The sequence below is a fragment of the Saccharothrix texasensis genome (assembly GCF_003752005.1).
GTDB classification, from domain to species: Bacteria; Actinomycetota; Actinomycetes; order Mycobacteriales; family Pseudonocardiaceae; genus Actinosynnema; species Actinosynnema texasense.
The window spans coordinates 7,591,402-7,612,893 of record NZ_RJKM01000001.1 but is presented as its reverse complement, the minus strand read 5'-3'; the positions used below and the strand labels follow the sequence as shown (position 1 = coordinate 7,612,893).

At 74.7% G+C, this 21,492-nt stretch carries 20 protein-coding genes; 4 read left to right on the top strand and 16 right to left on the bottom strand.

Annotated features, from left to right (window positions below; translation table 11 throughout):
- Position 1 precedes the first annotated feature (1 nt).
- A complete protein-coding gene (locus EDD40_RS34265) occupies positions 2 to 493 on the bottom strand; it encodes a hypothetical protein (RefSeq protein WP_123746588.1) in 492 nt (163 codons plus the stop codon).
- A 275-nt stretch (positions 494 to 768) separates the two neighbouring features.
- Between EDD40_RS34265 and EDD40_RS34260 the strand changes: the two genes are divergently transcribed.
- From EDD40_RS34260 to EDD40_RS34250, 3 genes are read left to right on the top strand one after another with little or no spacing between them, the layout of a single operon-like run.
- The gene (locus EDD40_RS34260; protein ID WP_123746587.1) at positions 769 to 2,325 is read left to right on the top strand and encodes a helix-turn-helix domain-containing protein; all 1,557 of its coding nucleotides are present in this window, start codon (positions 769 to 771) and stop codon (positions 2,323 to 2,325) included.
- Between the two features lie 2 nt (positions 2,326 to 2,327).
- Complete coding sequence (locus EDD40_RS34255) at positions 2,328 to 2,810, top strand: hypothetical protein (RefSeq protein ID WP_123748503.1); 483 nt, start codon at positions 2,328 to 2,330, stop codon at positions 2,808 to 2,810.
- A gap of 44 nt (positions 2,811 to 2,854) precedes the next feature.
- Positions 2,855 to 3,811 carry a helix-turn-helix transcriptional regulator gene (locus tag EDD40_RS34250; RefSeq protein WP_123746586.1) on the top strand — a complete coding sequence of 319 codons (957 nt, stop codon included), beginning with the start codon at positions 2,855 to 2,857 and terminating at the stop codon, positions 3,809 to 3,811.
- A 48-nt stretch (positions 3,812 to 3,859) separates the two neighbouring features.
- On the opposite strand, the gene EDD40_RS34245 is transcribed toward EDD40_RS34250, so the two are convergent.
- The 7 genes from EDD40_RS34245 to rpe form a co-directional block, all read right to left on the bottom strand.
- Positions 3,860 to 5,197, bottom strand: a complete 1,338-nt coding sequence (locus tag EDD40_RS34245; RefSeq protein ID WP_123746585.1) for a M28 family peptidase — start codon at positions 5,195 to 5,197, stop codon at positions 3,860 to 3,862.
- A gap of 231 nt (positions 5,198 to 5,428) precedes the next feature.
- On the bottom strand, positions 5,429 to 5,866 hold the full coding sequence (locus EDD40_RS34240) for a PH domain-containing protein (RefSeq protein WP_123746584.1): 438 nt from the start codon (positions 5,864 to 5,866) through the stop codon (positions 5,429 to 5,431).
- Positions 5,867 to 5,874: 8 nt separating this feature from the next.
- Positions 5,875 to 6,354 (bottom strand): 6,7-dimethyl-8-ribityllumazine synthase, encoded by a 480-nt coding sequence (gene ribH / locus EDD40_RS34235; protein ID WP_123746583.1) that lies wholly within the window; start codon positions 6,352 to 6,354, stop codon positions 5,875 to 5,877.
- On the bottom strand, positions 6,351 to 7,625 hold the full coding sequence (locus EDD40_RS34230; protein ID WP_123746582.1) for a bifunctional 3,4-dihydroxy-2-butanone-4-phosphate synthase/GTP cyclohydrolase II: 1,275 nt from the start codon (positions 7,623 to 7,625) through the stop codon (positions 6,351 to 6,353). The genes ribH and EDD40_RS34230 overlap by 4 nt, the downstream gene beginning before the upstream one ends.
- Entirely contained in the window at positions 7,622 to 8,233 is a 612-nt protein-coding gene (locus tag EDD40_RS34225) for a riboflavin synthase (RefSeq protein WP_123746581.1), read from the bottom strand. The genes EDD40_RS34230 and EDD40_RS34225 overlap by 4 nt, the downstream gene beginning before the upstream one ends.
- Before the next feature lie 9 nt (positions 8,234 to 8,242).
- Complete coding sequence (ribD, locus tag EDD40_RS34220; protein WP_123748502.1) at positions 8,243 to 9,238, bottom strand: bifunctional diaminohydroxyphosphoribosylaminopyrimidine deaminase/5-amino-6-(5-phosphoribosylamino)uracil reductase RibD; 996 nt, start codon at positions 9,236 to 9,238, stop codon at positions 8,243 to 8,245.
- A 14-nt stretch (positions 9,239 to 9,252) separates the two neighbouring features.
- Positions 9,253 to 9,903 carry a ribulose-phosphate 3-epimerase gene (gene rpe, locus EDD40_RS34215; RefSeq protein ID WP_123748501.1) on the bottom strand — a complete coding sequence of 217 codons (651 nt, stop codon included), beginning with the start codon at positions 9,901 to 9,903 and terminating at the stop codon, positions 9,253 to 9,255.
- Positions 9,904 to 10,068: 165 nt separating this feature from the next.
- Between rpe and EDD40_RS34210 the strand changes: the two genes are divergently transcribed.
- Positions 10,069 to 10,707 (top strand): SDR family NAD(P)-dependent oxidoreductase, encoded by a 639-nt coding sequence (locus EDD40_RS34210; RefSeq protein ID WP_123746580.1) that lies wholly within the window; start codon positions 10,069 to 10,071, stop codon positions 10,705 to 10,707.
- A gap of 37 nt (positions 10,708 to 10,744) precedes the next feature.
- Here the strand turns inward: EDD40_RS34210 and EDD40_RS34205 are convergent, their stop codons facing one another.
- The 8 genes from EDD40_RS34205 to EDD40_RS34175 all read right to left on the bottom strand — a co-directional run bounded on the left by EDD40_RS34205 (position 10,745) and on the right by EDD40_RS34175 (position 21,335).
- Complete coding sequence (locus tag EDD40_RS34205) at positions 10,745 to 13,105, bottom strand: LuxR C-terminal-related transcriptional regulator (protein ID WP_148088983.1); 2,361 nt, start codon at positions 13,103 to 13,105, stop codon at positions 10,745 to 10,747.
- 255 nt (positions 13,106 to 13,360) lie between these two features.
- Positions 13,361 to 13,894, bottom strand: coding sequence for a flavoprotein (locus EDD40_RS34200; protein WP_123748500.1), 534 nt, complete (start codon positions 13,892 to 13,894; stop codon positions 13,361 to 13,363).
- A gap of 36 nt (positions 13,895 to 13,930) precedes the next feature.
- Positions 13,931 to 15,358 carry an RsmB/NOP family class I SAM-dependent RNA methyltransferase gene (locus EDD40_RS34195; RefSeq protein ID WP_123746578.1) on the bottom strand — a complete coding sequence of 476 codons (1,428 nt, stop codon included), beginning with the start codon at positions 15,356 to 15,358 and terminating at the stop codon, positions 13,931 to 13,933.
- Positions 15,355 to 16,284 (bottom strand): methionyl-tRNA formyltransferase, encoded by a 930-nt coding sequence (gene fmt, locus EDD40_RS34190; RefSeq protein ID WP_123746577.1) that lies wholly within the window; start codon positions 16,282 to 16,284, stop codon positions 15,355 to 15,357. The genes EDD40_RS34195 and fmt overlap by 4 nt, the downstream gene beginning before the upstream one ends.
- Before the next feature lie 197 nt (positions 16,285 to 16,481).
- Entirely contained in the window at positions 16,482 to 17,024 is a 543-nt protein-coding gene (gene def / locus EDD40_RS34185) for a peptide deformylase (protein WP_123746576.1), read from the bottom strand.
- Between the two features lie 48 nt (positions 17,025 to 17,072).
- Positions 17,073 to 17,225, bottom strand: a complete 153-nt coding sequence (locus EDD40_RS42065; RefSeq protein WP_170185289.1) for a hypothetical protein — start codon at positions 17,223 to 17,225, stop codon at positions 17,073 to 17,075.
- A gap of 223 nt (positions 17,226 to 17,448) precedes the next feature.
- Entirely contained in the window at positions 17,449 to 19,236 is a 1,788-nt protein-coding gene (ggt, locus tag EDD40_RS34180; RefSeq protein ID WP_123746575.1) for a gamma-glutamyltransferase, read from the bottom strand.
- Positions 19,237 to 19,349: 113 nt separating this feature from the next.
- Complete coding sequence (locus EDD40_RS34175) at positions 19,350 to 21,335, bottom strand: primosomal protein N' (RefSeq protein WP_123746574.1); 1,986 nt, start codon at positions 21,333 to 21,335, stop codon at positions 19,350 to 19,352.
- Positions 21,336 to 21,492: the final 157 nt, after the last annotated feature.

Sequence of the window (21,492 nt, the reverse complement as noted above, 5' to 3'; positions counted from 1 at the left end):
CCTACCGGTCCTTCGCCACCGCCGTCCGGGCCAGCGCCAGCACCGCCGTGAACGGCGGGAACCAGTGCCGCGAGTGCGACGGCGGGTTCGCCCACCGCAGCGACCCGTAGCGGGTCATCGTCGGCGGCAGCGCGATGCGCTGCGGCGAGCGGACGAACTGGACCTCGGCCGGCGCCTTCAGGTGCGTGGGCAGCAGGGCGACCAGCTCGGCGAGGAAGATCCAGTGCTCCCGGGGCCCGGGGATGACGGTCACGGGACCGGCGAGCATCCGGGCCTTGAGGTCGGCCAGGACGCGCGAGCCGATGCGGGCGGGCATGGCCAGGGCGGTGGTGGCCGGTCCGAGCGGCAGGAACACGCCCTGCTCGGTGACGGACACCTTCCAGCCCAGCAGCCGGTAGCCCGCGATCGCCTCGCCGAGTGCCTGCTGGTGCGCGCGGTCGCGTGGTCCGTATCGCGGGCCGTTGTCGGCGGTGGTGGCGGCGGTGATGCTCATCGGCGGAGGTCCCTCCCCGGTCGGGTGGAGTGGGCGGTGTGCCCGGGCCGCGGGGGTCGTCCCGGCACCGGCACACCACGCAGCGTCGGCCCGATCGGGACGTTTCACCACACCGTTGTCGGGTCGGATCCATGCACCGGACGGATCACCCTCATCCACCACCCGGCGTCACCGGGTCCCCCGCCCGGGGCCTACCCCGCCTTATGCACGAAATGCATGGACTCCTGATCACATCTCTATACACTGGTGAGCACGCTCAGTGACGGGAGCGAGCCATGGAACGGAAAGCTCGAAGAGCAGCCAGTACCAGGCGCGCATGCCCGACGTGCGGGGCGCTGATCGCCGCCGACAACACCGACCGGCTCTGCCAGCGTTGTCGCCGCAACGCGCGGACCGAGCTCTACGGACCACCCGAGGTGCCCGGGGACTTCTGGGACCACGAGGCGATGGCCGCCGCGTTCTCCGACCGGGACATGGGCGCCCTCCTCGCCGCCTACCGGCACCACCCCCAGCACGTCAGTCGAGTCACCCAAGACCGCCTGGCGTCCTGGCTGGGGATCTCCCAGGCGCAGCTGTCGCGGTACGAGACCGGCGAGAACCCGATCGACCGGATCGACCGGCTGCGCCACTTCGCCAGGGCGCTCGGCGTCCCGGCCGACCGGCTGTGGTTCGACCGCGTCGGAATCCCAAGCCAGGCGGACGCCGATCGCGGCGCCCCGCCCGATGTGCTCGCCGCGGCGTGGGACGCGTCGAGCATTGCCAGATCGGTCGAGGAGACGGCGAGGAACGACTTGGCGATCAGCAGACGAGCGGCGCTCACCGGAGCCGCCGCGGTGGCGATGGGTCCCGCACTGGTCGAACCGTTGCAGCGGTGGCTGCACCCCTTGCAGCCCCTGTCCAAGTGGTCGTCCAGCGCGGCGATCAGCGAGGAGGAGCTGGCGGCGTTGCAGCGCGTCGCCGACGGGCTGCGCGGGTGGGGCGGTCGGGGCGGGTACGGGTTGGCGCGCAAGGCGGTGCTCGGGCAGTTGGAGGAGCTGGCCGAGCGGCTGTCGCGGGCGCCGGCGGGCCCCACCACGGAACGGGCCTTCTTCATCGGGGCCGAGCTGTCCAAGGTGGCGGCCAGCATGTCGTGGGACGCGGGCATGCACGACGCCGCGCAGCGGTACTACGTGCTCGGGGTGCGCATGGCGAAGGCCGGGCGCAACGACCCGTTCGCCGCCCTGTGCCTGGCGGCGATGGCCAGGCAGATGTTCGACCTGGGCCGGCCCGAGGACGGTCTGGAGCTGGTCCAGCTCGGCCAGTACGGCACGCGGCGCAACGCCACCCCGACGTTGCAGGCGCTCCTGCTGACCCGGGAGGCGTGGGCCTACGCGCAGATGGGTCGGGTGCGGGAGTTCCACCGGGCGGTCGGGCAGGCGCAGGACAGCTTCGCCCAGCGGCGGCCCGGTTCGGACCCGTGGTGGCTGGACTCGTTCGACGAGGCGGAGCTGGAAGGGGTCATCGGGGCTCGGATGCGCGACCTGGCCGGGCACGACCCGAGGCAGGCGCCGATGGCGGAGCAGCACATCCGGCGGGCGCTCGACCTGCGCGACCCGGCGAGGGTGCGCAACCGGGCGTTCGACGTCATCGGGTTGGCCCGCACGAAGATGGTGGCGGGCGAACCCGAGGAGGCGTGCGGCCTCATCCAGCAGGTGCTGCCGACGGCGGCGGGCCTGGCGTCCGGGCGGGTGGTGCGCAAGCTGCAGGACTTCGCCAAGGAGGCCGAGCGGCACCGCGACCTGGCGGTCGTGCGCGACACCCGTGAAGCGATCCGCGGGGTCCGGACGGCCTAGTGATGCGGGTGGGGATCACCGGGCACAGCAAGCTGGCGCCCGATTGCGTCGACGCCGTGCGCGAAGCCATCCGCACGGCGTTGGAGGCCGAGGCGGCGGGCGGGTCATCCCTGGTCGGGGTGACCTGCCTGGCGCCGGGCGCGGACCAGTTGTTCGCGCGCGCGGTGCTGGAGCTGGGCGGCCGGGTCGAGGTCGTGCTGCCCGCGATGGACTACCGGGACAAGCTGAAGCCGGAGAAGCGGGCCGACTACGACGAGCTGCTGGCGCGGGCGCACGTGGTCAGCGTGCTGCCGAACGAGCTGTCGGGCCGGCACGCGTACGTGATGGCGAACGAGCGGATGCTCGCGTCGGTGGAGCTGCTGATCGCGGTGTGGGACGGGCAGCCGCCCGACGGGCGCGGCGGCACCGCCGACGTCGTGGAGACGGCGCGCGCGTCGGGCGTGCCGGTGGTGGTCGTCTGGCCGGAAGGAGCACGACGGGGCTAGGACGCGGACAGGAGCTGTCCGCGTTGGCCGGCAGACTGCGGCTCATGCTGGAGACCTCGGCCCGTCTGCTCAAGCTGCTGTCGCTGTTGCAGGTGCGCCGCGACTGGACCGGGGCGGACCTCGCGCACCGGCTCGGCGTCGACGTCCGGACCGTGCGGCGCGACGTCGACAAGCTGCGCACCCTCGGCTACCCGGTCAACGCCGCGCCGGGCGTGTCGGGCGGCTACCAGCTCGGCGCGGGCGCCGAGCTGCCGCCGCTGCTGCTGGACGACGACGAGGCCGTGGCGGTCGCCGTGGGGTTGCGCACGGCGGCCAACGGCAGCGTGGCGGGCATCGAGGAGACGTCCGTGCGGGCGCTGGCCAAGCTGGAGCAGGTGCTGCCGTCCCGGCTGCGGCGGCGGGTGAACGCGCTCCAGGCGCACACCATCGCGCTGCCGACGCGCGGGGCGCAGGTCGACTCGGCCACGTTGACCGCGATCGCCATCGCGTGCCGCGACCACCAGCGGCTGCGGTTCCCCTACGCCGGGCGCGACGGCGGCACGAAGCGGCACGTGGAGCCGCTGGGCCTGGCCCACACCGGGCGGCGGTGGTACCTGGTGGCGTGGGACGTGGACAAGGAGGACTGGCGCACGTTCCGGGTGGACCGGATCGAGGAGGAGCCGACCCCCGGAGCCCGCTTCACCCCGCGCGAGCCGCCGGCGGAGGACCTGGCGTCGTACGTGGCGCGGCAGCTGTCCGTCGCGCCGTACCCGCACGAGGCCCGGCTGATCATGCACGCGCCGTACGACGTGGTCGCGGCCCGCACCTCGTACGGCTCGGTGCACCTGGAGCGGATCGACGACGAGCGGACCCGGCTGACCGTCGGCGCGCCGTCGTTGGAGGACGTCGGCCTGTGGATCGCGATGATCGGCGTCGACTTCGAGGTGGAAGGCCCGGAGGAGCTGCGGCAGCACCTCCGGGCCACCGCCGGGCGCCTGCTGCGCGCGGCCGGCGACACCTGACCGGCCACCCGGCCGCGCGCACCCGCCGTCGCCATGCCGTCCCGTCGGTCAGGCCCGGGTGCGGGCCAGGCGGTAGGCGGCGGCGCCGATCAGCTCCAACGAGATCTGCAGGCGGTCCGGGCTCACGTTCTGCGCGATCGTGTCCTCGGGGGTGTGGTAGAGCGGTTCCAGCTCGTGCGGGCCGCCCTCGCCGCGCCAGCTGAAGTTCGCCGCCGCGATCCCCCGCTCGTGGAACGGCACGTGGTCGCTGCTGCCCCGCGGCACCGGGCCGTGCGCCTGCGCGCCGTAGCCCAGGCGTGCCGCGGCGGCGGCGACCTGCGCGGTGGTCGCGTTGTCGCCGCCGTCCACCGAGAGCAGCCAGTACGCGGTGGCCGGGCCGTGGCTGGTGGCGACCATGTCGTTCTGGAAGACGCCCGCGATGCGCGCCGCGTCCGCGTCGGCCAGCTGGTTCACGTAGTGGCGGGACCCGAGCAGGCCCTGCTCCTCCGAGCCCCACAGCGCGAACCGCAGCGCCCGGTGGGTCGGCAGGTGGCGCAGCACCCGGGCCAGCTCGAGGGTCAGCACCGTGCCGCTGCCGTCGTCGTTCGCGCCGGGCGAGCCGGGCACGCTGTCGTAGTGCGCGGTCACCATGACCACGCCGTTGTCCCGGCCGGGGAACGTCGCCGGCCGTTCGGCGAGCACGTTGTAGGAGGTCAGGCCCGCGAGGTGGGTGGTGGACACGGTCACCGTGACGGCGCCCGCCGCCCGCAGCCGCTCCACGTGCACCTGCGCGACGCCCAGCACCGGCACGGCGACGGTCGCGGTCAACGCCGGGGAGAACGCGCCGGTCTTGCCCGCCGGCGGCGTCGACACCCGGCCGACCAGCACGGCCGCCGCGCCCAGCCGTGCCGCGTCCAGCACCGCCGTGGAACCGGTCGGCACGTTGACCAGCAGCGCGACCTTCCCGGTCAGGTCGGCGGGCAGGGACGCGCCGTTGTCCAGGTCCACCACCGGGCCGCTCGCGGTCACGCCCAGCGCGCCGAAGCGCGACGCGCCCGCCTGCCACGTGTCCGGCCCGACGGTCAGCGTGGACAGGTACTTGTCCGGCACCGCGAACGGCTGCGACGTCACCTGGTAGCGCAGGTCGCGCAGCACGGAGGCGACGTAGTCGCGGGCCCGGTGCTCGGACTCCGTGCCGCCGATGCGCTGCCCGATCCGCTCGCTGAGCACGCGCAGGTGCTCCATCGCCTTGCGCGCCCGCACCCGACCCACCACCGGGTAGTCGCCGAGGGACAGGTCGGGCGCGTCGGACGCGCCGGGCCGCTGCGCCCGTGCCGCCGGGTTCAAGCCGAGCGTCACCGCGCCCGCCACGGCCGCGGCACCGGTCAGGAGTGAACGTCTGCGCATGTGCGGACCCCCAAGCTCGTAGATCACCCGAACCTAGGCAGGGGCCCGAACCCCGACAAGAGTCCCGTTGGAGGACACCCGTCGGCCAACGGCACCACGACGATCAGCGCTTACGCCGACACCTGCGACCGGGTACGCGAACGCTCGACTCAGGGGTCCTGAACGTAGGACACACGCGTCCTGAACGTAGGACACACGCGTTCCGGAGGTAGGACACGCGCGGGACCGGGGTCAGGTGGTGGCGGCTTTGTGCAGGTCGCGCAGGGCGCGGACGGCGGCGACGGCGTGGTCCCGGTCCACCGCCTGGACGGCCATGATCGACACGTACTCGTCGTCCGGCAGCTCCAGCCGCGCCCACGACGCGCCGTCCGGGAACGACACGTGCAGCACCTCCGGCCAGGCGAAGCGGTGCACCGTCACCACGTTGCGCACCTCGACGCCCTCGGCGTCGGCCCGCACCCGCGGCCTGGCCAGCAGCAACATGCCGCACGCCAGCAGCACGCCCAGGAAGACCATCGCCACCTGGTCGGACGTCCGGAAGATCACGCCGGTCGGCGTGTCGCCCAGCAGCAACCCGACCACGGTGAACACGGCGACCAGGAACACCGCGCTGACCCACGCGACCACGCGGATCCTCTTCGGGCGGAACTCGATCACGTCGGCGGTCACGGCGGTCCTCACGAGCCCGCTCGCAGCCCGCGCAGCACGAGCGCCGTGCCCAGCGCCGCCACGCACGCCTCGAAGCCCTTGTCCTCCGCCGAGTCCGGGAACCCGGCGCGGGCCAGCGCCTGGTCCTCGTCGTCGGTGGTCAGCACACCGTTGCCGACCGGCGTGGACTCGTCCAGCGCCACCCGGGTCAGACCGGCGGTCAGGGCGTCGCACACGTACTCGAAGTGCGGCGTGCCACCCCGGATCACCACGCCCAACGCCACCACCGCGTCGTGCGTGCGGGCCAGTTCCTGCGCCACCACCGGCAGCTCCACCGCGCCCGCCACCCGCACCACCGTCGGCGACGCGACGCCGGCCCGCGCCGCCGCGGCCAACGCCCGCTCGACCAGGTTGTCGGTGATCTTCGTGTGCCAGCGGGTGGCCACGACGCCCAGCGTCAGCCCCGCCGCGTCGGGGACGACGTCCTCGGGTCGCCCTTCGCCGCTCATTCCGCTCCCTCCGTGGTGGACACCACCGCGCCGCCCTGCGACAGCGCCTCGTACTGCTCGAGCTGGTGCAGCTCGTGACCCATCCGGTCGCGCTTGGTGCGCAGGTACCGCAGGTTCTCCGGGTTGGGCGAGATCGGCAGCGGCACCCGGTCGAGCACGGTCAGCCCGTAGCCCTCCAACCCGACCCGCTTGGCCGGGTTGTTGGTCAGCAGCCGCATCGACCTGATGCCCAGCGAGCTGAGGATCTGCGCGCCGGTGCCGTAGTCGCGCGCGTCGGCGGGCAGCCCCAGGCCCAGGTTCGCGTCCACCGTGTCCGCGCCCCCGTCCTGCAGCTGGTAGGCCTGCAGCTTGTGCATCAGGCCGATGCCGCGGCCCTCGTGCCCGCGCATGTAGAGCACGACGCCGCGCCCCTGCGCGGCCACCGCCTCCAGCGCCGCGTCCAGCTGCGGGCCGCAGTCGCAGCGCAGCGAGCCGAACACGTCGCCCGTCAGGCACTCCGAGTGCACCCGGACCAGCACGTCCTCGCCGTCGCCGAGGTCGCCGTAGACCATCGCGATGTGCTCGATGCCGTCGAGCTTGCTGTCGTAGCCGACCGCGGTGAACGTGCCGTGCGCGGTCGGGATGCGCGCCTCGGCGACCCGCTCCACCTGCGTCTCCACCCGCCGCCGGTAGGCGATCAGGTCCGCGATGGTGATCAGCGCCATGTCGTGGTCGGAGGCGAACACCTCCAGCTCGTCACGGCGGGCCATGTCGCCCTCGTCCTTCTGCGACACGATCTCGCAGAGCACGCCCACCGGCGCCAGCCCGGCCATCCGGGCCAGGTCGACGGCGGCCTCGGTGTGCCCGGGGCGGCGCAGCACGCCACCGTCGCGCGCGCGCAGCGGCACCACGTGACCGGGCCGGTTGAAGTCCTTCGGGCCCGCGTCCGGGTCGGCCAGCAGCCGGATCGTCCGCGCCCGGTCCGCCGCCGAGATGCCGGTGGAGACGCCTTCCCGGGCGTCCACGGTCACGGTGTACGCGGTGCCGCGCTGGTCCTGGTTCGTGTGGTACATCGGCGGCAGGTCCAGCCGGTCGCAGTCGCCCTCGGTCAGCGACACGCACACGTACCCGGACGTGTAGCGGACCATGAAGGCCAGCAGCTCCGGCGTCGCCTTCTCCGCGGCGAAGATGAGGTCGCCCTCGTTCTCCCGGTCCTCGTCGTCCACCACGACGACGGGTCTGCCCGCGGCGATGTCCGCGATGGCCCGCTCGATGTCGGCGAAGTCGTTCACCGGGCCTCCTCGGCGCGCAGGTGGGGCAGCGCGAGCCGCTCGACGTACTTCGCGAGCACGTCCACCTCCAGGTTGACGTGGTCGCCCGGCGCACGCCGGCCGAGGGTGGTGAGCTCCAGCGTGGTCGGGATCAGGCTCACCGAGAACTGGTTCTCCGACACCTCCACCACGGTCAGCGACACGCCGTCCACGGTGATCGAGCCCTTCTCCACCACGTACCGGGCCAGGGCCGGCGGCAGTCCGATGTGGACGACCTCCCAGTGCTCGGCCTTCTCCCTGGCCAGCACCACCCCGGTGCCGTCGACGTGGCCCTGCACGATGTGGCCGCCCAGGCGCTGGCCGACGGCGGCGGCGCGCTCCAGGTTGACCTGGTCGCCCTCGGCGACCTTGGCCAGGCTGCTGCGGGTCAGCGTCTCGCGCATCACGTCCGCCGTGAACGCGCCCTCGGCGACGTCCACCACGGTGAGGCACACGCCGTTGACCGCTATCGAATCGCCGTGCTTCGCGTCGCTGGTCACCAACGGGCCCGCGATGGTGACGCGCGCCGCGTCCGGCAGGTCGGTGACGGCGACGACCTCACCCAACTCCTCGACGATCCCGGTGAACACCGTTCCTCCTCAACGCGCGGGGACTGCGGAGACCCGCACGTCCGGCCCGCACATACTGACCTGCTCCACGACCAAACCCACAGCGTCGGTGACGGTCGACACCCCCGCGTCCCGCAGCGCCTGCGGACCGTCGCCCAGGAACTTCGGGGCGAGGTAGGCGAGCACCCGGTCGACGCGGCCGGCCGCCACGAACGCACCCGCCAGGGTAGGCCCGCCCTCCAGCAGCACGTCGACCACGCCCCGCGCGACCAGCGCGCCGAGCACGACGTCCGGGTCGTGCGTCCGCAGGTGCATCGTCTCCGCCTCGTCGTCCAGCACGCGGGCCCCCGGCGGCAGGTCGCCCGTCCCGACGACGACCCGCAGCGGCTGCCTCACCCCATCCTGCCCCGGACGCGACCTCCGCGCGGTCAATCGCGGGTCATCCGCGCGGACGGTGCCGGCGCCGACCACGATCGCGTCCACCGCCGCGCGGAACTCGTGCACCTCGGCCCGCGACTCCGCCGAGCTGATCCACCGGCTCGTGCCGTCGCCCGCCGCCACCCGTCCGTCGAGGCTGGCCGCGTACTTCCACGTCACGTGGGGCCGCCCGGTCCGCGCGTAGTGCAACCAGGCCCGCAGCGGTCCCCGCCGCACGGCCTCGCCCGACAGCCCTTCCTCGACCAGGACGCCCGCCTCCCGCAGCACGGCGGCCCCACCCGCGGCCTTCGGGTTCGGGTCCGCCACCGCGAACACCACCCGCGCCACCCCGGCCGCGAGCAGCGCCCCGGTGCACGGCGGCGTCCGCCCGTGGTGGGCGCAGGGCTCCAACGTCACCACGGCCGTGCCGCCCCGGGCCGCCCCGCCCGCCTCCGCCAGCGCCACCACCTCGGCGTGCGCGCCACCGGGCGGCCGGGTCGCGCCGACGCCGACCACCGCGCCGCCCTCGTCCAGGACCACGCAGCCCACCGGCGGGTTGGGGCTGGTCGTCCCCCGCACCCGCTCACTCGCCGCGACGGCCAGCGCCATCGCCTCGTCGACGGTCACCTCGCGCGCGCCGCCTGCTCGCGCAACCGCTCCAGCGCCGCGCCGGGGTCGGCCGCGTCGTACACCGCGGAACCGGCCACGAAGCAGTCCACCCCCGCCTCCGCCGCCTGCTCGATCGTGTCCGCGTTGATGCCGCCGTCGATCTCGACCACCAACCGGAGGTGCCCGGTGTCCACCAACCGCCGGGCGACCCGCACCTTGTCCAGCACCTCGGCCATGAACGACTGCCCGCCGAACCCCGGCTCCACCGACATGACCAGCAACGTGTCGTAGTGCTTCAGCACGTCCGCGTACGGCTCGATCGCCGTGCCCGGTTTCAACGACAACCCGGCCTTCGCGCCGGCCGCGCGCAGGTTCTTCGCCAACCCGACGGGGTCCGCCGCCGCCTCCACGTGCACCGTCACGTTGTAGGCGCCCGCCTCCGCGTACCCGATGGCCCAGCGATCCGGGTCGTCGATCATGAGGTGGCAGTCCAGCGGCAGGTCGGTCGCCTTGCGCAGCGACTTCACCACCGGCAGCCCGATGGTCAGGTTGGGCACGAAGTGCGCGTCCATGACGTCCACGTGCAGCCAGTCGGCCGAGGGCACGGCGGCGGCCTCGTCGGCGAGTCGGGCGAAATCGGCGGACAGGATGCTCGGGGCGATCATCGGCTGGTGGACCACGGCTGCCGAGTCTAGGCTTCCGCGATTGCCCGGACCTGGCCGGGAGCCACATTTCACCCTCCGCTTTCCGACTACTCACGCAGGTAGTTCCCTAGCCGGTGTGCCTGCCATAACGTGCACACCGGGGGCAGCAACTGGGGAGCACTGGGGATGAATGCCGAATTCCGCCACAAGATCGCACTGATCACCGGGGCCTGTTCGCCGCTCGGCGCCGAGGTGGTCGAGTCGCTGGCCAGGCAGGGCGCGCTGGTCGCGGCCGTCGACAGCGACGGCGCGAGACTCGCCGACCTCGTCGAACACCTCCACGCACAGGGCCTGCGGATCGCCGGCAGGCAGATCGACGTCACGTCCAGCGCGGCCGTGGACGCCCTCGTCGACCAGGTCGAGCGCGAGTTCGGCGCCATCGACGCCCTCGTCGCCATGGCGGGCGCCCTGCGCCCCGGCCCGGTCCTCTCGATCACCGACGACGACTGGTCGCACTGCTTCGCGGTCAACGTGGACGGCGTGTTCAACATCTCCCGCGCCGTCGCCACCAGGATGGTCGACCGGGGCAGGGGCACGATCGTCGTGGTGCCCGCCCACGTGATCGCCGTGCCGAGGTCGGGCTTCGCCGCCTACGCCGCCTCGCGCGCCGCGGCCATCGCCTTCACGGAGTGCCTGGCCGTCGAAGTGGCCTCCCACGGCGTCCACTGCACCGTGGTGGCTCCGACCGACGTCCGCCGCGTCACCGACGAGGTCAGGTTCCTCCTCACCGACCCGACCCCGATCTCCGACGCCGTCGGCGCTTGACCGACCCTCCCCGCGCCCGTCCGGCACTTCGAACCCCTCACACCTTCGAATCCTTCGCACTGCCCTGCTCGTGCGCCAACCTCGCCAACTCCACCCTCGAACCGATCCCGAGCTTCCGGAAGATCCCCCGCAGGTGGTAGTTCACCGTGTGCGGCGACAGGAACAGCTGCTTCGCCACCTGCCGGTTGGTCAATCCGGCCCCGACCAGCCGGGCGATGTCCCGCTCCGCGCCCGACAACAACCGCCACTCCTCCGCCCCGCCCCCGACACGCACCCCACCCCGACCCGAACCCCGACCCTCACCCGCCTTCGACCCCGACCCCGACACACCGCCACCACCGCGTAACCGCGCCAGCTCCCCGTCCGCCCCCATCCGCTCGAAGATCCGCGACGCCGCCGTCGTGTGCGCCGAGGCCCGCGCCACCTCGCCGGCCTCGGCCAGCACGACCGCCAGGTCCTCGTTGGCGTTGGCCCGCGCCCACGGGTGCCGGTGCCGTTCCGCGACCTCCAGCAACCGCTCCGCGTCCCGGTCCACCAACGCCCGCGCGTGCCCGGCCGCCACCGACACCGCCGGGAACCCCGGGTTCTCGGCCGCCAGCCGCTCGGCCGCGTCCACGACCTCGCCGGCCAACCCGCTGTCGCCCGCGGCCAAGGCCTGCCGCGCCATCCACGACGCGGCTCCCGGCTCCTCGATCAACATCCGGCGGGCCGCGGCGGGGTCGTCCATCCGCTCGCGCGCCAGCTCGGCGGCCCGCTCGGGCCCGCCCCGGGCGTGGGCCAGCAGCAACTCCACCCAGTCGTACTGCCCCGAGTGCAACACCGCCTCGCCCGCCGCGAGGTCGGCCCGGTACCGGCGCACGTGCTCGGCCGCCGTCACCACGTCACCCCGGTGCAGCGCCACCGTCGCCAGCACGGTCGAGGCGAGCGGCACCAGGATCCGCAGCCCGCGGTCCCGGGCGGTCGACAGCCCGCGGCGCGCCGTCGCCAGCGCGTGGTCCAGCTCCCCCGCCTGCACCAGCACCCTGGCCCGCGCGATGGTCCGGGCGGTCGGCGCGCCGGCTTTCACCGCCTCGTCGTCGCACGCCGCCCCGCCGCCCGCGGCGCCGTCGCGGACCAACCTCTCCGCCTGCTCGAACTGGCCCAACGCGGACAGCTTCAACGCGAACGACACCGCCGACTGCGACTGCCACCACGCGGTCGGCCCGTCGAGCTCCCAGCGGGTCGACTCGCGGCCCCAGTACATGCCCTCGGCGATCTTCCCGGCGTTCCACTCCAGGCACGAGTGGACCGTCGCCGCCATCACCACGTCCGCGTCGGCGGGTTCGCGGTCCCGCGTCGTCAGCACCGACAACGCGTGCGCGCCCGCCCGGCTCCCCGTGGCGAAGTACAGCGACAACAACCGCCCGGCCCCCGCCAGCCGGCGCAACGGCGCGGGCGCGCCCGGCGCGCCCAGCACCTGCTCCATCGCGGACACCGCGTCGGCGGGCCGGCCGTCCGCCAGCAGGATCCCCGCGAGCACCACGTTCAGCTCCGCCGCCGCTCCGGCCGGCACACCGCCCACCAGGCTCTGCCGCGCCAGCGCGATGGCGGAGCCGAGCTTGCCGTTGGCGGCCAAGGACCGCACCGCGCTCACCGCGACCGCGCCGTGCTCCTCTTCCGCTTCCGGGCTCTGGGCGGGCTCGGCGGGCAGGCCCGCCTCGGCCTGCCTCGTGCGCAGCACCTCCGCGTCGTGCCGCAGGGCGTGCCGCACCGACCCCGGCATCGAGTCGACCACCGCCCGCCACACCAGGTCCGACCCGAACTCCAGCCGCTCGTCGACGCACACCACCAGCCCGGAGGCCAGCACCTCGTCCACCGCGAGCAGCAGCGCGCCGGTGGTCTCGTCCATCAGCGCGGCCACGTCCCGCAGCAGGAACGACCGGCCGATCACGGCCGCGACCCGCAGCACCTGGGTGGCCTTGGCCGACATCGCGTCCACCTGGCCGCGCACCACCGCCCCGACCCGGCGCGGCAGCCACCCGCCGAGCGGCCGGGCCACGCCGTCGCGCACGTCGAGCCGGCCTTCTTCCTTCAGCCCCGCCACCAGTTCGGCGACCAGTCGCGGGTTGCCGCCCGCGCCCGCCGTCAACGAGGCCAGCTCCGGGTGCGGCGCCGCGTCCACCAGGTCGGTGACCATCCGCTCGACCGCGTCGTCGTCGAGCGGCCCGAGCGGGAGCACCTCCCCGTAGCGGCCCAGGGCCTCCCGCACCTCGACGGCGTCGCCGCACAACGCGACCAGCACCGAGACGACCGGCTGCCCGGCCTCGACCCCCAGCCCGGCCGCCAACCCCAGCAACGCCGCCGGGTCTTCGTGCGCCTGATCCACCACGATCAGCAACGGCACCCGATCGTTTTCCACTCGTTCGAGTGCCGCGGCCACGTCGGCAGACTCCGCCAAACCGCCACCCGAAACGGGCACGACGGCGTAACCCCGATCGCGGGCGGCGGCGACCGCCTCGCGCAACAGGGATGTCTTTCCGGAGCACGGCGGGCCGTCGATGGCCAGCAGGCCACCGGGCGCGGACAGGAAGCGGAGAACCGAAGCCCATTCACGATCCCGGCCGTACAAATTCGACACAATCCAGACTGCTACGCGTCTCGACTGGCTGTCAATTCAGCCGGTTGCGCCGTTACCGTCGTTTTCACCTAATGCGACGAGCGGCGCCACCCGATCCAGTTCACGCACCACCGACGCGGGATCGGTCGCGAACACCACCCCGGCGGAGCGCAACACCGCCAAGTGGCCTTCGAACGCGGGGTGGGCCGCCTGGTCGTCGGACAGCTGGGGCAGCACCACCATCGGCGCGCGGCGGCCCAGCGCTTCGCACAGCACGGTGAGCGCCTGGTTGTCGGCGATCCCCAGGGCGAGCTTGGCCAGCGAGTTCGCGGTCGCCGGCGCGAACACGAACGCGTCCGGCACCGGGTGGGGCCTGGGCTCGGTGGGCAGGCGGGACGTCCACCGCACCGGCAACCCGGTCAACGCCCCGAGCGCCTCCGTCCCGGGCTCCAGCCACCGGGCCGCCGAGGGGGTGAGCGTGACGGCCAACCGCCACCCCTTCTCGGCCAGCGGCCGGGCCAGGGCGTCCACGAACCACCGCTCGACCCCGCCCGCCGCCGACGCGACCACCCCGAGCACCGCACCGCTCACCCGGACCACTCCCCCCACCGCTCCCGCCGACGACGGCTACACGGGCCGCCGCAGGATCGCGCAGAACATCGCGTCCGTCCCGTGCTTGTGCGGCCACAACTGCACCTGCGGCCCGTCGCCCAGGTCGGGCACGCCGGGGAAGAACTCCCGCGCGTCCAACCACTCGGCCTCGGTCCGCCGCGCCACGTCGCCCACCACGCCCACGGTCTCCGACAGGTGCGGCGTGCACACCACGTACGCCACCACACCCCCCGGCCTGACCAGGGACAACGCCGCCGTCAACAGTTCGCGCTGCAACTTCGCCAACGGCGCGACGTCCGACGGCTGCCGCCGCCACCGCGCCTCCGGACGGCGTCGCAACGCGCCCAGCCCGGTGCACGGCGCGTCGACCAGCACCCGGTCGAACCCGCCTTCCTCCAGCCCGGACTCCCGGCCGTCGGCCACGTGCACCGCGATCGGCAGGTCGCCCATCGCCTTGCGGATCAGCTCCGCCCGGTGCGGCGCCTTCTCGACCGCGTCCATCGACGCGCCGGACAACCGGGCCAGCGACCCCAGCAGCACGGCCTTCCCGCCGGGTCCGGCGCACAGGTCCAGCCACCGCTCGTCCCGGCCTTCGACCGGCACCCGCGTCAACGCCACCGCGCACAGCTGGCTGCCCTCGTCCTGCACGGTCGCCAGTCGCTCGCGCACCGCCTCCAGGTCGCCCGGGTCGCCCGAGCCCGCGTCCAGGTGCACCCCGTAGGGCGAGTACGGCGCCATCTCGCCACCGGTCATCGCGGCCAGCTCGTCCGCGGCGCACTCACCGGGCCTGGCCGCCAGGTGCACGGCCGGCCGCATGTCGTCGGCGGCCAGCGCCTCCCGCAACGGCTCGCCGCGACTGCCGAGCGCCTCCGCGAACGCTTGCGCGATCCACCGGGGGTGCGCGTTGGCCATGGCCACGTACCCGATCGGGTCGGTGTCCTCGTCCGGCGCGACCTCCTCGACCCAGGCGGCCTCGTCCTGGCCGGTGACGCGTCGCAGCACCGCGTTCGCGAACCCGGCCGCGCCCGAGCCCCGGTCGGCGCGCACCAGGTCCACCGTCGAGGCGACCGCCGCGTGGGCCGGGATGCGGGTGCGCAGCAGCTGGTACGCGCCCAGCCGCAGCGCGTCCAGCACCGCGCCGTCCACTTCGGACAGCGGCCGGTCGGTGCAGGCCGCCAGCACCGCGTCCAGCAGCCCCTGCGCGCGCAGCGACCCGTAGGTCAGCTCGGTCGCCAGGGCCGCGTCGCGCCCGGTGATCCGGCGTTCCCGCAGGATGCCCGGCAGCACCAGGTTCGCGTAGGCGTCGCGCTGCCGGACGGCGCGCAGCGTGTCCAGCGCGGCCTGCCGCGCCGGGTCCTCCACCGGCGGCCGGGCCGGGCCGGTGCGACCGCGTGGCGGGTGCGCCCGCTGGGGGCGGGATGGACGCGAAGACCTCTGGGTCATGAAATCCGTTCCCCCGCCTCGATCCGGGCGCCGCGCGCCCAGTCGGTCGCCGACATCCGCTTCTTGCCTTGCGCCTGCACCTCGCCCAACGCCACCGGGTCGGTGGCCGTCCCGACGAGCACGCGCTTGCGCTCCACCCGGATCTCACCGGGCGCGAGCGGTTCCCCCGCCTCGACCGGGAGCACCGGGCCGAGCTTGAGCCGTTCGCCGCGGAACTCCGCCCACGCGCCGGGGTCCGGCGTCACCGCGCGGGCCACCCGGTCGATCGCGACGGCGGGCGTGCCGAAGTCGAGCCGCGCGTCGTCCACGGCCACCTTCGGCGCGTGGCTGACGCCCTCCGCGGGCTGGTCCACCGGCCGCAGCGTGCCGTCCGCGATGCCGTCCACAGTGGACAGGAGCAGGCGCGCGCCGGACTCGGCGAGCCTGCCGAGCAGGTCACCGGCCGTGTCCCGGTCGCGCACCCGCTCGGTCACCACGCCGAACACCGGGCCCGCGTCCAGCTCCTTGACGATGCGGAACGTGGTCGCGCCGGTGATGTCGTCGCCGTGCCGCACGGACGCCTGCACGGGCGCCGCGCCGCGCCAGGCCGGCAGCACCGAGAAGTGCAGGTTCACCCACCCGTGCCGCGGGATCGCCAGGGCGGACTCGGGCAGCAGCGCGCCGTAGGCCACCACCGGGCACAGGTCCGGCTCCAGCTCCTTCAGCCGCGCCTGGAACGCCGGGTCGCCCGCCTTGGCCGGCGTGAGCACCTCGATGCCGCGCTCGTCGGCCAGCGCCGCGACCGGGGAGCGCTCCACCCGGCGGCCGCGGCCGGCGGGCGCGTCCGGCCGGGTCACCACGGCCACGACCTCGTGCCGGCCGGACTCCAGCAGCGCCCGCAACGACGGCAGCGCGACCTCGGGCGTGCCCGCGAAGACCAGCCGCATGTCAGACCCCTCCGCAACGCACGTCGGGACTCGGACGGGACGGCCTGGCTCCTTGGACGAACACGCACTCTCCTCGCATCTACCGCGACACCGCGGACCGCAAGTCTAGAAGAGCGCCTCGCGCCCAGCTCGCCCGCGAGGCCGACCCGGGGACGACGGGGGGACGACCGGGCCCGCCGGTCGCGGAGCAGCGGCGATCAGACACCGAACAACGGGTGCGGCGACTGCTTGATCGTCGGCACGCCGCCGTCGAACCACGACTGCTGCCGGATCGCCCGCATGGCCTCCTTGCGGGTCCGGTCGTCCAGCCGGTCCAGGAACAGCACGCCGTCCAGGTGGTCGGTCTCGTGCTGGATGCAGCGGGCCAGCAGGTCGGTGCCCTCGACCTCGATCGGCTCGCCGTGCATGTTCCAGCCCTTGGCCACCACGTGCCGGTGCCGGCGGCAGTCCCACGACATGCCGGGGATGGACAGGCAGCCCTCCGGGCCGTCCTGCTCCTCCTCGCCGACCACCTCGAACGTCGGGTTGACCAGGTGACCGGCGAACCCGTCGCAGTGGTAGGTGAACACCCGCAGGCCTACACCCAGCTGCGGCGCGGCCAACCCGGCCCCGCCCGCCTCGCTCATGGTGTCCCACAGGTCCTTGACCAGCTTGCGCAGCTCCGCGTCGAAGTCGGTGACCTCGACGGCGGGCGTCCGCAGCACCGGGTCGCCGAACAGCCTGATCGGTTGGACGGTCACGCGCACTCCTCGAAGCCTGGGGGGAGGTCCCAGTCTACGAAAGCACGCTCAGTGCTCCAGGTCACGGCCGAGGAAGGCGACGCCGACCAGCGCGGCCAGGAAGTGCCCGACGAACCGGGCGGCCGTCACGACCGGCGTCACCGCGCCGGCCACCGGTTCGGCGACCGCGCCGGTCGTGGAGGTCATCGTGATGGTGGTCATGTCCGCTCCTCAGCTCCTCGCGTCCCTCCAGGGTGCGCTCGGGGGACGTCGGCGGGCGTCCGCTCGGGGTAGCGGTCGGGCCTCATCCCGGGGGATGAGGCCCGGCCGGGACTTCCGGCTCGGCGCGGTCGACTGCTCAGGGCCGGGCTGAGCCGCGCACGGCCCGACCCCGCCCGACCGGTGTGGTCCCACCCGGCTGAGGGGCGGGTGGGACCACACCACGTCATCGCGTCGGCCACACCGCCCGCGCCGCGCCGCCGCCGCGGCGGGTCGTCTCGGCCGCCGCGCGCCACCGGCCGTCGGGGAGGCGTTCGACCGCCGTGACGGCGCCGATCTCGGCGGTCGAGGTGAACCGGTGGCCCAGCGCGCGCAGCGCGGCGGCCTCCGCGCCCGCCAGGAACGCGGGTTCGGCCTGGGTGTCGGCGGCGTTGCGCTGGGACGCGCGCGGCGCGGCGATGGCCTCGACCAGCGGTGTGTCGCGGTCCAGCCGCCGGGTCAGCACCTGCAGCACGGTGGTGATGATGGTTGCGCCGCCGGGCGAGCCGAGCGCCAGCACCGGCTTGCCGTGCTGCAGCACGATCGTCGGCGTCATGGACGAGCGCGGGCGCTTGCCCGGTCCGGGCAGGTTCGGGTCCGGCACGCCGGGCGTGACCGGCGTGAACGAGAAGTCGGTCAGCTCGTTGTTGAGCAGGAACCCGCGACCCGGCACCACGATGCCGCTGCCGCCCTCCTGCTCGATGGTCAGCGTGTAGGCGACCACGTTGCCCCAGCGGTCGGCGACCGTCAGGTGCGTGGTGTCGGTGCCCTCGTACGGCGTGGCGGCCGGCTCGCCGCTGGTGCCGCACGGCGTCGGCTCGCGCGGGTCGCCCGGCGCGACCGCGCCGGTCATGGCCGCCGTCGGCGAGATCAGGCACGCGCGGCTGTCGGCGAAGCGCTGCGACAGCAGCTCCCCGGTCGGGACGTCGCCGAACGCCGGGTCGCCGACCCAGCGGTTGCGGTCGGCGAAGGACAGCCGGCTCGCCTCCAGGAACCGGTGCAGGTACTGGACCGGGGTCTCCGCGCCCAGGTCCGTGGCCTCCAGGATGTTCAACGCCTCGCCGGCGGTCGTGCCGCCGGACGAGGGCGGCGCCATGCCGAACACGTCGTGGTCGCGGTAGCGGACCCGGGTCGGCTCGCGCAGCGGGGCCTCGTACCGGGCGAGGTCCGCCGCCGTCAGGTCGCCGGACCGGACCTCGCGGGTGGCGCCGGGCCTCACCGGTGGCTGCCGGACCGCCGCCACCAGGTCGCGGCCCACCTCGCCCCGGTAGAACGCCGACATGCCGTCCCGGCGCAGCCGGCGGTAGGTGTCGGCGAGGTCGGGGTTGCGGAACGTGCTGCCGACCGCGGGCGGCGCGCCGCCGGGCAGGTACAGCGCGCTGGTCGAGGTGAAGTCGGCGAACCGGTCGGCGTTGGCGGCGACCTGCCGGTGGAACGTGGCGTCGACGGTGAAGCCGCGCCGCGCCAGGTCCTCCGCGGGCCGCACGGCCTGGTCGAGCGACCACGTGCCCCACTGCCGCAACGCCTGCTGCCAGGTGCGCGGCGTGCCCGGCACGCCCACGGACAACCCGCTGGTCATGGCCTCGGCGAACGGGATCGGTCGGCCGTTCTCGACGAACAGGTCCGCGTCGGCGGAGGCGGGCGCCGTCTCCCGGCCATCCACTGTGGACACGCGGTGGGTGCGGGCGTCGTAGTGCACGAGGAACCCGCCGCCGCCGATGCCGGCCGAGAACGGGTCGGTGACGCCCAGGGCGGCGGCCACGGCGACGGCGGCGTCCACCGCGTTGCCGCCGCGCCGCAGGACGTCGACGCCGATCTGCGAGGCGTCGGGGTCGACGCTGGACACGACGCCGCCGAAGCCGACCGCCTCGGGCACGCGCGGCGGGTCGGCGGCGGAGGAGGCGGTGGCGGTGGCGGGCAGGAGAGGTGCGACGAGGAGTGATGCGAGGACGCTGGCGACAGTCGACCGGAGCATCGTTCCCTTCTACCCCACCCCGGCGCGAAGCAGAACCACCCGGGAGTCGGCGGGTCGGGTCGGGCGGCAGAGGACTTCGAGGGTGCGGGCTCGGGCCGGGCGGACCGCCGCGGTCAGAGGACTTCGAGCGGGTCGAGCTTGACCCGCACCACGTCCGGCTCCTTCCGGGCGCTGCGCACGGCCAGCACGTCGGCCAGCAGCGCAGCCAGCGCGCGGCCCTCCGCCCTGGCCACCCGGACCAGGGCGCGTTCCTTGTCCTCCGACAGCGGCACCGGGCCGAGGATCTCCCCCGTCGACGGCAGGTCCAGCTCCTCCAGCACGCCGGCCAGCGCGTCCGGCGCGCCGTCCACGGTCGCCATCCGCACGGCGGGCGGGAACCCCAGCTCGGCCCGCGCCGCCAGCTCCTGCCGCGCGTGCCACACCGGGTCCCACCGGACCAGTGCCTGGACCGGAGCCAACGACGAGTCCGCGACCACGACCACCCGCCCGGCCTCGTGGACCAGCGCCGCCGCCGTCATCCACCGGCGCAGCGCCTCCTCCGCCGCCCGCAGGTCGGCCCGGCCGAGCAGCGCCCAGCCGTCCAGCAGCAGGGCCGCGCCGTAGCCGCCCGGGGCGAACGGCTCCGCGCCCGGCGTGGCCACCACCAGCGACCGGCCGCCCGGCACGTCCGCCAGCACCTCGTCACCGCCGGACGTGCGGACCGGCACGCCGCTGAACGCCCGTCCCAGCTCCTCGGCCGTGCGGCGGGCGCCGATGATCTGGCCGCGCAGCCTGCGCGAGCCGCAGTTCGGGCAGCGGTACGCCGCCTCCGTCGCGCCGCACCACCGGCAGTACGCGGGCCTCGGCACACCGTCCTGGGTGCCGCCCGGCAGCGCCAGCGGGCCCGCGCACCGGCGGCACCGGGCCGGTGACCGGCACTGACCGCAGGCCAGGGCGGGCACGTACCCGCGCCGGGGCACCTGGATGAGCACGGGGGTGTCGGCGGCCAGGGCGGCCCGCGCCGCGTCGAAGGCGATCGAGGGCAGCCTGGCCGACCTCGCCGCCGCGTCCTTGACCTCCTGCCAGTCGCTCTCCCCCACCGCCGCCACCCGCGGCGCCACGGCGCGCAGCGTGTCGCGGGCCGCGACCACCTCGTGCGCCCAGCCGCTGTCCACCAGCAGCTGCGCCTCGGCGGTCCGGGCGAAGCCGCCCACCAGCAGGGACGCGCCGGTCAGGTGCGAGCGCTGCACCAGCACGTCGCGCACGTTCGGGTACGGCATCCGCGGCTCGGAGTGCAGGTCGTCGCCGTCGTCCCAGATCGCGACCAGCCCGAGGTCCCGCACCGGCGCGAACGCCGCGCCGCGCGTGCCCAGCACCACCCGCACCGCGCCCCGCCGCACGGCCAGCCACCGCTTGTACCGCTCGGACGGGCCGAGGTCGGCCGACAGCGTCACCACGCCCGCCTCGCCCACCAGCGCCGCGCACGCCCGGTGCAGCCGGGCCAGGTCGCGGTGGTCCGGCACGACCACCAGCGCGCCCTTGCCGGTGCTGGCCACCGACGCCGCCGCCTCGGCCAGCCGGGCGGGCCAGTCCTCGGCGGGCAGCGCCTGCCACACCGCCCGCGCGGCCCGGCCGGACCGCAGCGCGTCCAGCAGGTTCGGGCCGAACGGGTAGCGCGCCCACCCCTCGTCCGGCGGCGCCGCGGGCAACGGCGCGGGCTCGTCGGAGGGCCGGGCCTCGGCCCGCGCGTGCCGGGGCGGGATCGCCATCCGCAGCACGTCGATCAACGACCCCGCGTACCGGTCGGCGACCACCCGCGCCAGCTCGGCCACCTCCGGCGACAGCACCGGCTCCGGCGAGATCACCCGGTCCAGGAACGTCAGCTTCCGCCCGTACTCCGAGGACTCCGCCCGTTCCAGCAGGTAGCCGTCCACGAGCTGGCCGGCGAACCGGACCCGCACCCGGCAGCCGGGCACGGCGTCCGCGTCCTGCTCGGTCGAGACCTGGTAGTCGAACGGCCGGTCGAGGTGCGCCAGCGGCACGTCCACGCACACGCGGGCGACCGGCAGCGAGGCGGCGGGAACCCGCTCGCCGCGCCTGGTCGTCGCCTCGCCCGCCACGGGTGGAGGTCTACCAGAGACCGGGGTGCGCGCCCGCAACCCGGTGCCCCACCGCGAACCGTCCGGCCATGATCCCAGTATCGAACAAACGTTCGAGCCAGGCAAGATCACGGGCGGGTGACCCGGCCCGTGACGCCGACGGCGGACGCAGGACGGG

Coding starts and splice junctions, on each gene's coding strand:
- EDD40_RS34260 (WP_123746587.1), top strand. CDS start 769: ATGGAACGGAAAGCTCGAAGAGCAGCCAGTACCAGGCGCGCATGCCCG.
- EDD40_RS34255 (WP_123748503.1), top strand. CDS start 2,328: ATGCGGGTGGGGATCACCGGGCACAGCAAGCTGGCGCCCGATTGCGTC.
- ribH (WP_123746583.1), bottom strand. CDS start 6,354: ATGAGCGGCGAAGGGCGACCCGAGGACGTCGTCCCCGACGCGGCGGGG.
- ggt (WP_123746575.1), bottom strand. CDS start 19,236: ATGCTCCGGTCGACTGTCGCCAGCGTCCTCGCATCACTCCTCGTCGCA.
- rpe (WP_123748501.1), bottom strand. CDS start 9,903: ATGATCGCCCCGAGCATCCTGTCCGCCGATTTCGCCCGACTCGCCGAC.
- ribD (WP_123748502.1), bottom strand. CDS start 9,238: ATGGCGCTGGCCGTCGCGGCGAGTGAGCGGGTGCGGGGGACGACCAGC.
- EDD40_RS34245 (WP_123746585.1), bottom strand. CDS start 5,197: ATGCGCAGACGTTCACTCCTGACCGGTGCCGCGGCCGTGGCGGGCGCG.
- EDD40_RS34195 (WP_123746578.1), bottom strand. CDS start 15,358: ATGACCCAGAGGTCTTCGCGTCCATCCCGCCCCCAGCGGGCGCACCCG.
- EDD40_RS34250 (WP_123746586.1), top strand. CDS start 2,855: ATGCTGGAGACCTCGGCCCGTCTGCTCAAGCTGCTGTCGCTGTTGCAG.
- EDD40_RS34210 (WP_123746580.1), top strand. CDS start 10,069: ATGAATGCCGAATTCCGCCACAAGATCGCACTGATCACCGGGGCCTGT.
- EDD40_RS34265 (WP_123746588.1), bottom strand. CDS start 493: ATGAGCATCACCGCCGCCACCACCGCCGACAACGGCCCGCGATACGGA.
- fmt (WP_123746577.1), bottom strand. CDS start 16,284: ATGCGGCTGGTCTTCGCGGGCACGCCCGAGGTCGCGCTGCCGTCGTTG.
- EDD40_RS42065 (WP_170185289.1), bottom strand. CDS start 17,225: ATGACCACCATCACGATGACCTCCACGACCGGCGCGGTCGCCGAACCG.